The sequence below is a fragment of the Tateyamaria sp. ANG-S1 genome (assembly GCF_000814025.1).
Classification (GTDB): domain Bacteria; phylum Pseudomonadota; class Alphaproteobacteria; order Rhodobacterales; family Rhodobacteraceae; genus Tateyamaria.
The window spans coordinates 174,404-187,856 of record NZ_JWLL01000003.1; the positions used below are offsets into that span (position 1 = coordinate 174,404).

Here is a 13,453-nt window from a genome sequence, read left to right on the forward strand (position 1 = left end):
CCCCTAACCCTAAGGCTCCCGAAACGCCTCACGTGACTTGTAAAGCGGCTTCATCAGATACTGCAGCACCGTCTTTGACCCGGTGTGCAACTCCACCTCCGCCTGCATCCCTGGCCGAATGGAAATAGACCGCTGCCGCTCCGTCAGGGCCGACATGTCCACCCGCACCGTCACCTTGTAATGCGCCTCGCTGTCAGGCTTGCGCTCGTCCTTGAACGTATCGGCCGAGATCAGCTTTACCTCGCCCTTCAGCGCCCCATAGATCGTGTAGTCATAGGCGCTCAGCTTCACGCTCGCCTCCTGCCCCGGCAGCACATTGGCGATGTCCTTGGGCGCCACGCGGGCCTCGACAAACAACTCCTCATCAAGCGGGATGATCTGCAAGATCTCTTCACCGGGCCGCACCACTCCACCAATGGTCGTGACACTCAGATTGTTCACGATCCCGCGCATGGGGCTGACCAGCACCGTCCGGTTCAACTGGTCCTGCGCCGCCTTGTAGGTCTGGCGCAGCGTGCCCAGCTCCTTGAGCGTGTCGGAATAGGCCTGCGCCCGCTCCAACTCGGTCTGCGTCATGATCTCATCCAGCTTGATCCGCGCATCAGCATGGGCCTTGCGCGCCCGCGTCACCTCGATCAGCGCGACGATGTTGCGCTCCAGCAAATCCTCAAGCAGCGTACGTTCCTTCACAGCCTGATCCAACACCCGCTGCGCGCCCTCGCGACGGCTCAGAAAATCGGTTTGCCGCGCATTCAGCAGCGCCCGCTCCGACGCCACCAGCCCCGGCATCTGCTGTTCCAGCGCGCCCGGCACGGCAAAGTCAAACTGACCCGCCAATTCCGCCTCAAGCCGCAACTGCCGTACGGCCAGTGCCGCGATCTGGTCCTGCAGATCATCGGCCTGGGACTGAAACTGCGTCCCCTGCAACCGCGCCAACACATCGCCCTGTTCGACAACGTCGCCCTCGGCCACAGCCAGTTCGGCCAGAATACCGCCCTCAAGGTTCTGAATGATCTGCGGCCGGGACGAAGAGATCATCTCACCCGAACCACGCACAATCTCGTCCACCCATGCAAACGCGGCCCACAGGACAAAGACCAGCACCGCCCCGGCGCTCAGCCACACGACCAGCGACGGGCCGCGCATGTCACCTTCAAGCTGCCCGCTCAGATTGGTGTGCGCGATGCTCATGCGATCTTGCCTTTCAGCGGGACGGTCTTGCCGATATGGCTCAGCACCTCATCCCGCGGGCCGTCGATGGTCATACGCCCGTTCTGCAGGATCAGCGTGCGGTTCGTCAGCGACAGGATCGGCACGCGGTGTGTCGCGATGATGGCCGTCCGGCCCTCCATCCACGTCTCCAGCCGACTGACCAGCGTGTTTTCCAGCGTCTGGTCCAACGCTGCCGTCGGCTCATCCAGCAGGCAGACCGCCGGATCCTGCAACCACAGCCGCGCCCAGCCAATGGACTGGCGTTGTCCGATGCTCAGACCCTGCCCGCCATCCAGAATTTCCAGATCCAACCCCTTGTGGTGCCCTTTCACAAATGGCCCCAGCCCCGCAAAATCCAGCGCGGCATAGAGACGATCATCATCCCGTTCCAGCAAAGTCAGGTTCAGGTTGTCCCGCAGCGTGCCCGAAAACAGGCGCACATCCTGCCCCAGATAGCCAATCAGCCGCCGCAGGTCGCGCGGCTCGATCTGCGCCATGTCAGTGCCATCAATCAGCACCCGCCCCTTGGTCGGCGCATAAACCCCCGACAATAACTTGAGCAGAGACGACTTGCCCGCCCCGTTCGACCCCAGCACGGCCACACGCTGCCCCGGCATGATCTGCACGCCGGGCAGGTCCAGCGTCGGCGCGCCGTCATCCTCGTATTGAAACTGCACCTCACGCAGCTCGAAATGCCCGTTCAGCGCATCGCGGCGCAGATAGGTCCGGCTTTCATCCACATCCTGCGGCGCATCAGCAATAGCATCGAGACCGTCCAAAGCCGCCTTCACATTGCCCCAGCGCGCCATCGTGCCCGCCAACTGCGTGAGCGGTGCCAGAGTCCGCGACGACAGAATACCCACCGCAATGATCGACCCGACGGTAAACTGCCCGGCAAAGACCAAATACGTCCCCGCGATCACCGCAGCCACGTAAGTCATCTGCTGCATGCCCTGGCTCCAGAAGGTCAGGGCCGACGCCAGCCGACGCTGCTCCGACGACTTCATCGCGCTCAGCGTCGTCAACTCCTGCCACAACCGCATCACGCGGTCCTCGGCGCGCTGCGTCTTGACCGTATCACGCTCAAAAATCGCCTCGTGCAGCAACCGCGAAGACTTGGCGGACGCCCCTTGCGTCTCTTGCGTCAACCGCAGCATCCGGCGCTGCATGAAGAAACCGGGCACCACCATCAGCACCCCGCCAAGGATGAGCACCCACACCACAGGCCCCGCAATGGACGCCACCAACAGCAGAAACACAAAGATAAACGGAATGTCCGCAATCGTCCCAATGGTCGACGCGGTAAAGAACTCGCGCACCGACCCGAACTCGCGCATGGCCGAGAATGTCATGGACGGCGACTGCCCACGCAGATCGCTCCGCATCCCCATCACGCGCTGCATCAGCAGGGTCAGGACAGACAGCTCAATCTGCCGCCCCGCCCCGTCCATCAGACGGGCACGGGCGATTTTGATGAACGCCTCCAGAAGCAGCGCCAGACAGGCACCAGCCGCCAGCACCCACAACGTCGCCTCCGACTGATGCGGGATCACACGGTCATAAACCTGCAAGGAAAACAGGGCCACGGCCACAGCCAGCAGGTTCGCAACAAAAGACCCAAGCGCCACCTCCGCCAGCGCCTTGCGAAAGCGCGGGAACTGACCCCAGAACCAGTGATTGCGCACGGCAAAGGTCTTGTGCACCTCCGCCACCCGCTCCAGCGGTGCCTCCGCCCTGACCAGGAGACCGGCAAAGAACGGCATGAACTCCGCCATCGGCACATGGGCGCGATTGTCGGGACAGGTCTTGTCATAGATGATCAGATCATCGCGGTCCTGCCCCACGACCAGCACCACCTGACCGCTGGTCATATAGGCCAGCGCGGGCCAGTGCTCCGGCGTCAGGGCGCGCGCGGACATCACCTGGGCCTGCAACCCCGCGCCACGCAGGCAGCCCGCCAGCGTCCCCGCCTCGACCTTGTCACTCGCCCCCTCGCGCGCATTCTGGCGCAGGTTCGTCAGCATGTCGGATGCCGCCGCAGACACCCCAAGCAAACCGGCATAGGCCACGGCCACATCGGCACGGGCACTCAAGCGGTCCGCCTCATGATTGGCGTTATCGGCCTTCGGCGTCTCCTTGACCGGGGCCGCCGTGATCTGAGCCCGGTTGCCGTTGGTGATGGTCAGGGTAAAGGGGCGTTTCTCGGTCAAATCTGCTCTCCGTCCGCCAGCACCCCCTGCACGCGGGCCAGTTCGACCTGCAGGCGGAGCGCTTCGTATTTCAGCAGCACTTCAGCGACCTGACGCGCGGCAAAGGTTTCATAGACGCCCACCACGTCCATGACCTGCCGCTGCCCGGCGCGATATTGATCCTGAAACAGATCAAGGTTCGTCTTGGCCTGCGCGGTCAGCCCGCGCGCCTCACCCGCCTGACGGGCAGTCGCGGCAGACTGGCCCTCAAGCCGGCGCAAGGTCCGGTTCGCATCCTCATTGGCCTGCGCCACCTGACGACCTGCCGCCTCGCGCGCGGCCTCAATGGCGCGCAGACGCCCAGCGGTGCCAAAGCCGATGCCGGTACCGCCAGCGGTCAGACCCGCCCCACTGTTTTCCCCCGCCGTCGCCGTGGCGGTAATGCCGGGCAACTGGTTGGCGCGATCAATCTGGGCCTGCGCAATGCTGCGCTCCTTCTCGGCCTCGGCCCGCGTCACGGCCAATGGCTGCGCAGCAGTGCCTCCCACGGCCAGCGTCTCAAGCCCGCGCACATCGCCCAAGGGCTGGATCGACATGGCGTTCAACTCGGAAATCGCCGTCGCTTCCGCCTCTTCGCTCGCGGCAATGGCGGCGCGGATCTCGGCCAGCTTCTGGCGGATCACGTTCAGATCGGACATGTCCGACACACCACCGCGCACACGCTCGGACATGATGTACTCGAAATGCTCCATCTCGCGCAGCGTCGCGCGATGCACAGCAGCGCTCTCGCGCGCTTCGGCAGCGGTCAGATACAGATCCAGCCCGGACGCAACCCGCGCATTCGTATCCTCGGCCAGCGCAACGGCGGCCACCTCGACATCCGCCTTGGCAAAGGCGCGCTCGCCCTTCTTGCGGCCATTGTCGAAAATCACCTGCTCAACGACGATCTGGCTGATGATGTCACCGAGCGAATTCAGGGATACCCGCGGCCCGATCGTCGGCAACCAGTTCTTCGACGCGGCAGAGGCGCGCAGACGTGCGGCGCGCAACTCGGTCTCGGCGGCGCGCGCATTGGCCGCCAGAACAGCTGTCGCCACGCGGTCATAGGCGCTGCCCGACGGCAGCACAGACCGGCGCGCCAACAAGCCCTGAATGACCGGGCTTTCGGCGTTCAATGTCTCGTCATGTGTGGTGGGCGTCGCCCGCAGCGGCGCTTGGGACGGGGCCACAACCTCCGCGTCCACCCCCGCGTCGGAGCGCGACACGAAAGGCATCTCGCCCATGTCCCCCATACATCCCGCTGCCAGCGAGACGGCGGTGAACGCCGCCGCGTACCTGATACCACCTTGCCCCATAGTCCTGCCCCGTTTCGGGTTTTATCGTTTTTGGAGGTGGGCGCGGTTGCGGTGTCCGGTCCGCGCCTCTGTCTTGCTGGAGAATGCTCGATTTTGTTCTTGTTGCTCTTGCCCAGTGAAAATCTGTTTATGTTCGCGACCTAGACGACGTTCGTGTTCACGTTGATGTCATCATCCAGAATGACCGTACCCTCGGTGCCCAGGCTGTAGACGTCATAGCCTTGCCCATCCACGGTCGTGGACCCGGTCCGCGTGGCGCCCGCAATGGTGACAGTGTCGTCGCTGCCGCCATGGATGGTCAGGGTGTTCGTGCCGTCCGACAGATCCAGAAGCTGCGCCTCGGTGATGGTCAGGCTGGCCTCTTCCGCAAATTGCAGCTCCACCGCTTCGATCTGGTAGTTGCCCAAGTTGGCGTTGCCCAGATCAACGGTCGAATTGGCACTCTCATCATCCAGCACAACATAGGTGCCGATGGCGTTGCCTGCTGCGTCCTCGGAACTTACCACCAGATGCGAGCCGTCCGGCACGTCGGTCTGGAACTGGAAGTTCGTCTCACCCAGCACGTCGATGTCGACCTGGTTGGCCACCACGTTAGTGACGGACCCGTCAGCATTGACCTGTGCCACGGACAGATCGCCATCGCTCTGCTCGGTTGAGATTCCGCGGATTCCGTCAGTGTCGCGCGTGAAGCTTGCGATGACAGGGCCGTCCGGGGCCTCGGTGTCGATACGGACCATGTCACTGATCATATCCGTATTGCCCACAGCGTCCGTCGCCATCACGGTGATCGCGGCGTCATATTCGCCGCCGGGAATGGCCGAGGGCGGAATATCCAGCGACCAGGTGCCGCCTGCATCGACCGTGGCCTCAAGGACCGTGCCGTTGAAATCGACCATCACGGTCGAACCGGGTTCGACCATGCCACCCAGATTGATGCCTTCCCGCGCCTCCGCGCCGTTGACGACATCGTCGCCCGCGATCGGAGTGCTAAGGCTGAGCGCATTGACCAGCGTATCAACCCGCACCGTATCCGAAACCGTCGCGACATTGCCTGCAAGGTCAGTCGCCGTAACGGACACATCGGTGGTGTATTCGCCCTGCGGGATCTGGTCCGCGGTAAAGGGCGCTTGCCAGTTGCCATTCGGATCCACGATGGCCGAGACGGTATGGCTGCCCATGGTCACCGTCACGGTCGATCCAGGCTCCGTCGTGCCGGTGACAACCGTGCCATCCAAACGCTCGGCTTCCGAGATGATGTTGTCACCCTCGATGGCGTCCGCGGCCACCGACAGGTTGTCGACCCGCGTGTCCACATGCACCGTATCGGTGACAGTTGCGGTGTTGCCTGCCGCGTCCGTTGTCGTCGCGCTGATCTGGGCGTCATACGTGCCCGCCGGGATCTCGCTCGCGGCAAAGAACGCCTGCCAGGTGCCGTTGGTGCCGGTGACGGTCTGGTGGGTCACACCGTGCAGCGTGACATCCACGACCGCGCCCGGATCGGACGTGCCGGACAGGATGACACCATCGCTGGCCTCGGCCCCATTGATCACGTCATCACCTTCGACCGGACCATCCAGCGTGAGCGCGTTCGCCTGCGTGTCCACGTTGACCGACTGGGTGACGCTCGACACGTTGCCTGCGGCATCAGTCGCCGTCGCCACCATGTCCGAGGTGTATGTACCCGACGGCAAGGCACCGGGGGCAAAGGTTGCCGTCCATGTGCCATCCGCGGCCACGACCGCGCTGGTGGTCAAACCCGCCAATTCGACGGACACGGTCGATCCCTGCTCAACCACGCCTGTCACAACAAGCCCGGACGCCGCTTCGGCCGCGTTGATCGTGCCATCGCCGCCAGCGGTCGATGTGTAGCCCAGCGTGTTCACCAGCGTATCGACGCGGACGTCGCCCGTGGCAGTGGCCGTGTTGCCTGCGGCGTCGGTCGCCACAGCGGTCACAGCCACCGTTGTCTCACCCGACGGGATGTCAGCCGCCGCGAACGTGGCGGTCCAGTTGCCGGACGCATCGACAACGGCGGTGCCAACGACAGTGCCAAAGGTCACCTCGACGGTCGAACCGGGTTGCGCCGTACCTGTCAGGATCACACCGTCAGCCGCTTCGTCAGCATTGATGATACCGTCCGTTTCAACGGTTGCCGTCTCAACAGTGACTTCAGCCACGGTGTCCACAACCAGCATGTCGGTGATCGTCGTCGTGTTGCCAAAGCTGTCCGAGGCCACAACTGTAACACCGGTCGAATACTCTCCGTCAGCCAGAGTGCCCGGCTGCCAGGTGGCGTCCCATGTGCCGTCGTCGGCAACAGTAACCGTGCGTGTCACACCGGAAATGGTGATCTCCAGCACAGCACCCGCCTCGCCCGTGCCTTGCAACGTGACGCCGCCAGATAGCTCGCCGCCGTTGACGACATGCCCAACCGAGTCCACCCCATGGGTGATCTCGACCTCGGGCGGTGTTGTGTCGATCACGAATGTCGGACCGGTGATCGTCGTGGACCCGCCGCCAGTATGGGTAAATTCAGCAACCGTCTCGACCGTGCCATCGCCGGGGAAGGTATCGCCCGCGAAGTCCACGCCCCAAATGCCATCGTCACCGATGGTCACGGTGGCCACTTGATCTCCAGCAGTCACTTCGACCGTGTCACCCGGCTCTCCGGTGCCGGTGACGGTCACGACATGCGTTGACGTATCATCGCCACCCACATTGGTGGACGTCCCGACATTATCAACGGTCGGATCCGCAGGAACGTACGGGGGCGGATTTCCACCGCCACCACCACCGCCACCACCACCGGTGCCGCCCGGGCCAGTACCGCCACCACCACCGCCGCCACCAAGCAGTGCAGCACCACCAACAACCGCAGCCGCCGCAGCGGCACCACCGCCCAACAGGCCGGACCCGCCGAGCAGGGCAGCACCCAGCATCGACACTTCCTCGTCATCAGCGACGGGAACACTGGCCACCTCGGTGCGGCCAAGATAGATCAGATCATCAGACGGGCTCCACTTGCCCCACTGCTCCGTCGGGCCGAATTGGGCAAACAATTCGCCATCGGTCGTTTCGACAAAAGCAACCTCGTTCAAATAGCCGTCGGCCGAAATGAACAGGCGATTGGCCTCACCCACATCATTGAAGTAATTCTCAAGCGTAATTTGCCGCCCGTCCACCAGCGTGATGATCAAATCATCTCCGCTGCGCTGCTGACCGGCCAAATCATCTCCGCTGCGCTGCTGACCGGCCAAATCAATTTGCCGAAGATTAAATGAAATTTCCTGTCCTTGCGTCAGCGACACCGCCGTATTGCCATCGACTGGCACGACTCCACGCTGAACTGCGCCCGCACTATTGCGGACGACGAAATCAATCGCCTTCATAACACCACCACTCTCGCCTCAGACCGCTGAATGCGGACCCTTCTGGTAATCGCGTCGCCGGCCTTGTTTCGCCGTGCTGACCACTTGTTGTATCGGCAGTGATACGCGAATCATGATTCTAGGGCTAGAGTCTTTTTGCCCATACGTCACAATTTGCAGGGATTCCGGGTAGATATTGTGTTGATTCGGACTCATATCAAAACAACAGCAAGGTTTTTGACATGCCCGATACGCCCGACCTCTTTGCGCTTTGGCACGCAGGTGTCAAAGCGGTCGAAGGATACGCTGCCGTCCAAACCGCACTGAAGACTGGCAAAATTGCCAGACCACACCGTATCGTAGCGGTGGGCAAGGCGGCCACGGCCATGGCACGGGCAGCAGCGGAACAATGGCCCGATCTGCCCTGTCTGATTGTGACCAAGTACCACCATGCGGAACATGCGCCTGCCCACGCCGACGTGATGGAAGCAGCCCATCCGGTGCCGGATGATGCCTCCCTGGCCGCCGGACGCGCCCTGATCGACGCGGTAAGTGCCTGCCCGCCGGACAGCCACCTGCTGATGCTGGTCTCTGGCGGGGCGTCGTCACTGGCGGAAGTGCCCGAGGGCGATCTGAACCTCGATGACCTGCGGGCAGAAACCGAAGCGCTGCTGGCCTCCGGCACGCCCATCGGGGACATGAACGCACACCGCACAGCCCGCTCACGGATCAAGGGGGGCAAGCTGCTGGCCCGGTTCAAAGGGCAGCGCGTGACCACACTCGCTCTATCGGATGTGGAGGGCGACAGCCTTACCACCATCGGCTCCGGCATCGGGGATGCACCCGCAGACGCGCCCTTTACATTCGATCCGCAGATCATCGCCAGCAACGCCATTGCCCGCGCGGCCGTCGCCGCCGCTTCGCCCGTCGAGGTGCTCACAAATGAGGAAACGCTCTACGCCGACGTCGCAGAGCTTGCGCCGAAGCTCGGTGCGCTGTTGCGCGATGCAGAGCCGGGGCTGCACATCTTCGGCGGCGAACCGGTCGTCCACCTGCCTGAACATCCGGGCCTTGGCGGCCGCAACATGGCCCTCGGCCTCGCCCTCGCCCGTGAAATCGCAGGCAGGACGGGGCTGCGTATCCTCGTGGCCGGAACTGACGGCACCGACGGGCCAACAGATGCCGCAGGCGCGCTGGTGGACGGCACAACCTGGAACGACAGTGGTGCCGATGCGCTGGCCCGCGCAGATGCCTATCCCTGGCTGAAAGACCATGACGCCCTGGTGGTCACCGGCCCCACAGGCACAAATGTCATGGACCTGCTTATCGCCCACAAGGCGTGATCCAAAGGCCGCTGCGCGACGACATTTTTCAGGGGGCTCTGCCCCCGGCCTGCGGCCTCCCCCGAGGTATTTTCAGCCAGAAGAAAAGGGAAAGGCACCAGGCCCTCCCCTTGTGAAGAAAGGAAATCCTTTCTCCTGGCACGGTCATCGGCGCCTCCGCCTGTACCGTGAGGCGAAGTTGAACACAGGAGGTTAAGACTTCCTTTCTTCTGGCTGAAAATACCTCGGGGGGCGCGGGACGCGCGGGGGCAGCGCCTCCTCCCCGGCTTGACACGGGCGTGGCACGCCTCCCACCGTGCGCCCATGACAAACACCCTCCGTGAGATCGAAGAACACCCTGATCTGGGCATCACCGTCAGCGATGGCACGCGCCTCTCTGCTCGCATGTGGCGTCCGGTGGATGCCGGCGACGATCCGGTACCGGTCATCCTCGAATACCTGCCCTACCGAAAGCGCGACGGCACCTGTGCCCGTGATGCGCTGACCCACCCGTATGTCGCCCAGCGCGGCTATGCCTGCCTGCGCGTCGACATGCGCGGCAATGGCGACAGCCACGGGCTGATGGCGGATGAATACACCCAACAGGAACTCGACGATGCGGCCCAGGTGATCACCTGGGCAGCAGCCCAGCCCTGGTGCAATGGGAACGTGGGGATGATGGGCATCAGCTGGGGCGGCTTCAACAGCCTGCAGGTCGCTGCCATGGCCCCCGCCCCGCTCAAGGCGATCATCACGCTCTGCTCAACCGTCGACCGATTTGCAGATGACATCCATTACAAGGGCGGCTGTCTGCTCAACGAGAACCTCGGTTGGGGGGCGACAATGTGGAGCTACTCCTCCCGCGCGCCTGACCCCGCCCTGCGCCCCGACTGGCGCGAGATGTGGTTGGAGCGGCTTGAGAACGAACCGTTTCTGCCCTCGGTCTGGCTCCGCCACCAAAGCCGCGACGCCTATTGGCAACACGGCTCCGTCTGCGAAAGCTACGACACGATCAAGGCCAAGGTGCTCGCCATCGGCGGCTGGGGCGACGCCTACAAGAACGCGGTGCCCCAGATCGTCAAAAACATCCCCGGCGCAAAGGGCATCCTCGGCCCCTGGGTCCACAAGTACCCCCATTTCGCCGTGCCCGAACCCCGGATCGGCTTTCTGCAAGAGGCACTGCGCTGGTGGGACCGCTGGCTGAAGGGGATCGACACCGGGGTCGAGGACGACCCGGACCTGCGCAGCTACCTGATGGACGGCGTGCGCCCCGCAACATGGTACACCGAGCGACCCGGGCGCTGGCTGGCCGACCCGCAAAGCGAGCAGCGCACGTGGTTTCTGACCGACACCGGGCTCACCCCGGAGCAAGGCAGCTTACATCACACGGTGGCCTCGCCCCAGGACACGGGTGCCGATGCCGGGGAGTACTGCGCCATCTGGCTCGGCCCCGAATTGCCCGGTGACCAGCGGCGCGACGACGCGCTCAGCGCCTGCTTCGACAGCGCGCCGCTCGACAGCGAGCTGTCCATCACCGGCGCGCCCGTCATCCGCCTGACGCTCAGTGCCGATCGACCCGTCGCCCACATCGCCATACGCCTGAACCACATCCACCCCGATAGCGCCGCCACCCGGATCACCTATGGGGTCTTGAACCTCGCCAAGCATCTCGGCCATCCGCTCGTGCCGGGCCAGCGCGAGGAGATCCACCTGCCGCTTGACCACATCGCCTATACCGTGCCCGCAGGCCACCGCATCCGCGTCGCGGTCTCGACCGCCTACTGGCCCCTGATCTGGCCCGCGCCAGAGGCGGCAACGGTCACGCTCCACAGCGGCTCCATCAGCATCGACGCCCTGACAACAGCAGGCTACTGGACCTTCTCCCCGCCCGACGCAGCCGCACCCTGGCAAACCGAAGAGCTCCGTGCCGAAGCCCACATCCGCCGCCAGGAAACCGATATGGTCACCGGCGTCACCTCGCTGGTGATAGAGGATGACTTCGGCAAACGCCGCGACCTCGATCACGGCCTCATCACCGGCTCCGTCGCTCGCGAACGCTGGGACATCCACCCAGGTAACCCGCTCTCGGCGCGCGGCACCTGCCACTGGACGGACGAGCTGGAACGCAACGGCACCCGCCTGCGCACCGAAGCGCGCTGTGCGATGTGGTCCGACGCCACCCATTTCCACATCAGCGCCTCGATAGAGGCGTTCGAGAACGACACCCGGATCTACCACAAGGACATCACAGACAAAATCGCCCGCGACCTGCTCTGACGGCGGCAACCCACCCACGAAGCCGTGCACACCCCGGATTCCCCCTTGAAGGGTGTCATCAAATGGGTACGCTGGCCGGGTAATCAAAAAAACGCGCCACCGAAGGCGCAGGGGACCAACCGGGAGAAACCGATGTCTAACGAATTGAAACACCTGTCCGCCAAGGTGGCGGCAGGCACGATGACGCGCCGCGACTTCATGGCGCGCGCTGCGGCGCTTGGCGTGTCCGCCGCCGTCGCAACCTCCATGCTCGCCACCCCGGCCAAGGCGACACCGGTCGCGGGCGGGACGTTCAAGATGGGCATCCAAGGCGGCGAAAGCACCAACAGCCAGGACCCGGCCACATGGGCCTCCGACGTGCCGCTGGCGGGCGGCTTTCTCTGGGGCGAACCGCTGGTCGAGCTGGTGGCAGACGGCAGCCTCAAGGGGCTCGTGGCCGAAAGCTGGGAAGGGTCGGACGACGCCACGGTCTGGCGTTTCAAGATCCGCAGCGGCGTGACCTTTTCGAACGGCGCAGCGGTCACGGCGGACGACGTGCTGAAAACCATGGAACGGCACTCCAACGAAGATTCAAAATCCGGCGCGCTCGGCATCGTGCAGGGGATCGAAGCGATGCGCACCGATGGCGACGTGTTCGAAGTGACGCTGGGCGTCGGCAACGCCGACCTGCCCTACCTGATGGCCGACTACCACCTGATCATCCAGCCGGGCGGCGGCTTTGACGACCCCGCAGCGGCCATCGGCACCGGCCCCTATACGCTGGAAACGGACGAACCCGGCGTGCGCATGACCTTCAAGCGCAAGGCGGACTACTGGGGTGGCGACCAGACCGAAGTGGCCCACTACGACGCGGTGGAACTGATCGTCCTGAACGACGCGACAGCCCGGACCGCGGCCCTGCAATCAGGCCAGGTGGACGCAATCAACCGGGTCGAGCCCAAGATCGCCAAGCTGCTCGACCGCGCACCCACCATCAACGTCCTGTCCACCCAAGGGCGCGGCCACTACGTCTTTATCATGCACGTGGACACCGCCCCCTTCGACGAAAATGAGCTACGCCTCGCCCTGAAACACGCGCTCAACCGCGAAGAAATGGTCGAAAAAATCCTGCAAGGCTACGGCTCTATCGGGAACGACATGCCGATCAACGCGGCCTACCCGCTCTTTGACGACACGATCCCGCAGCGCACCTTCGATCTGGAAAAAGCGGCGGAACACTACAAGAAATCCGGCCACGACGGCTCGCCCATCATCCTGCGCACCGCAGACGGCGCCTTCCCCGGCGCAGTGGATGCCGCAGCCCTCTTCCAGCAGTCCTGCCAGGCCGCAGGCATCCCGCTGGAAATCAAGCGCGAACCCAATGACGGCTACTGGTCCGAGGTCTGGAACGTGCAGCCCTTCTGCGCCTCCTACTGGGGCGGTCGCCCCGTGCAGGACCAGATGTACACGACCGCTTACCTGTCCACGGCGGACTGGAACGACACCCGCTGGAAGCGCCCGGAATTCGACGCCATGCTGCTCGAAGCCCGTGCCGAGATCGACGAAGCCAAGCGGAAAGAGATCTATTCCAAGATGGGCCGCATGATGAACGAAGAGGGCGGCGTGATGGTGCCAATGTTCAACGACTTCGTGGACGCAGTCTCGGCCAAGGTCCAGGGGTGGGAACCCAACCCCAACGGCCCGCAGATGTACTGGAAAACCGGCAAGTACACCTGGAAAGCCTAAACCAC

Annotated in this window: 7 protein-coding genes; 3 read left to right on the top strand and 4 right to left on the bottom strand. The window is 63.9% G+C overall.

Going from position 1 to position 13,453, the window contains the following annotated elements; all coding sequences use genetic code 11:
- Positions 1-9 precede the first annotated feature (9 nt).
- From RA29_RS02715 to RA29_RS02730, 4 genes are all read right to left on the bottom strand, one after another.
- A complete protein-coding gene (locus RA29_RS02715; RefSeq protein WP_039682722.1) occupies positions 10-1,191 on the bottom strand; it encodes an HlyD family type I secretion periplasmic adaptor subunit in 1,182 nt (393 codons plus the stop codon).
- Positions 1,188-3,422, bottom strand: a complete 2,235-nt coding sequence (locus tag RA29_RS02720) for an ATP-binding cassette domain-containing protein (RefSeq protein WP_052249433.1) — start codon at positions 3,420-3,422, stop codon at positions 1,188-1,190. Before RA29_RS02720 ends, RA29_RS02715 begins: the two co-directional genes overlap by 4 nt.
- On the bottom strand, positions 3,419-4,756 hold the full coding sequence (locus tag RA29_RS02725) for a TolC family protein (RefSeq protein ID WP_052249434.1): 1,338 nt from the start codon (positions 4,754-4,756) through the stop codon (positions 3,419-3,421). The genes RA29_RS02720 and RA29_RS02725 overlap by 4 nt, the downstream gene beginning before the upstream one ends.
- 140 nt (positions 4,757-4,896) lie before the next feature.
- A complete protein-coding gene (locus tag RA29_RS02730) occupies positions 4,897-8,145 on the bottom strand; it encodes an Ig-like domain-containing protein (RefSeq protein WP_039682725.1) in 3,249 nt (1,082 codons plus the stop codon).
- A 221-nt stretch (positions 8,146-8,366) separates the two neighbouring features.
- Here RA29_RS02730 and RA29_RS02735 point away from each other — a divergent pair, with 221 nt between their 5' ends.
- The 3 genes from RA29_RS02735 (at position 8,367) to RA29_RS02745 (ending at position 13,448) form a co-directional block, all read left to right on the top strand.
- Positions 8,367-9,467: a DUF4147 domain-containing protein gene (locus RA29_RS02735; protein ID WP_039682727.1), complete on the top strand. Its 1,101-nt coding sequence runs from the start codon at positions 8,367-8,369 to the stop codon at positions 9,465-9,467.
- Between the two features lie 303 nt (positions 9,468-9,770).
- A complete protein-coding gene (locus RA29_RS02740; RefSeq protein WP_039682729.1) occupies positions 9,771-11,723 on the top strand; it encodes a CocE/NonD family hydrolase in 1,953 nt (650 codons plus the stop codon).
- A 132-nt stretch (positions 11,724-11,855) separates the two neighbouring features.
- Positions 11,856-13,448 (top strand): ABC transporter substrate-binding protein, encoded by a 1,593-nt coding sequence (locus RA29_RS02745; protein ID WP_039683852.1) that lies wholly within the window; start codon positions 11,856-11,858, stop codon positions 13,446-13,448.
- Positions 13,449-13,453: the final 5 nt, after the last annotated feature.

What these genes read in the sequence shown, in the direction of transcription:
- RA29_RS02715 (WP_039682722.1), bottom strand. Translation starts at nt 1,191, where the DNA reads ATGAGCATCGCGCACACCAATCTGAGCGGGCAGCTTGAAGGTGACATG.
- RA29_RS02725 (WP_052249434.1), bottom strand. Translation starts at nt 4,756, where the DNA reads ATGGGGCAAGGTGGTATCAGGTACGCGGCGGCGTTCACCGCCGTCTCG.
- RA29_RS02730 (WP_039682725.1), bottom strand. Translation starts at nt 8,145, where the DNA reads ATGAAGGCGATTGATTTCGTCGTCCGCAATAGTGCGGGCGCAGTTCAG.
- RA29_RS02735 (WP_039682727.1), top strand. Translation starts at nt 8,367, where the DNA reads ATGCCCGATACGCCCGACCTCTTTGCGCTTTGGCACGCAGGTGTCAAA.
- RA29_RS02740 (WP_039682729.1), top strand. Translation starts at nt 9,771, where the DNA reads ATGACAAACACCCTCCGTGAGATCGAAGAACACCCTGATCTGGGCATC.
- RA29_RS02745 (WP_039683852.1), top strand. Translation starts at nt 11,856, where the DNA reads ATGTCTAACGAATTGAAACACCTGTCCGCCAAGGTGGCGGCAGGCACG.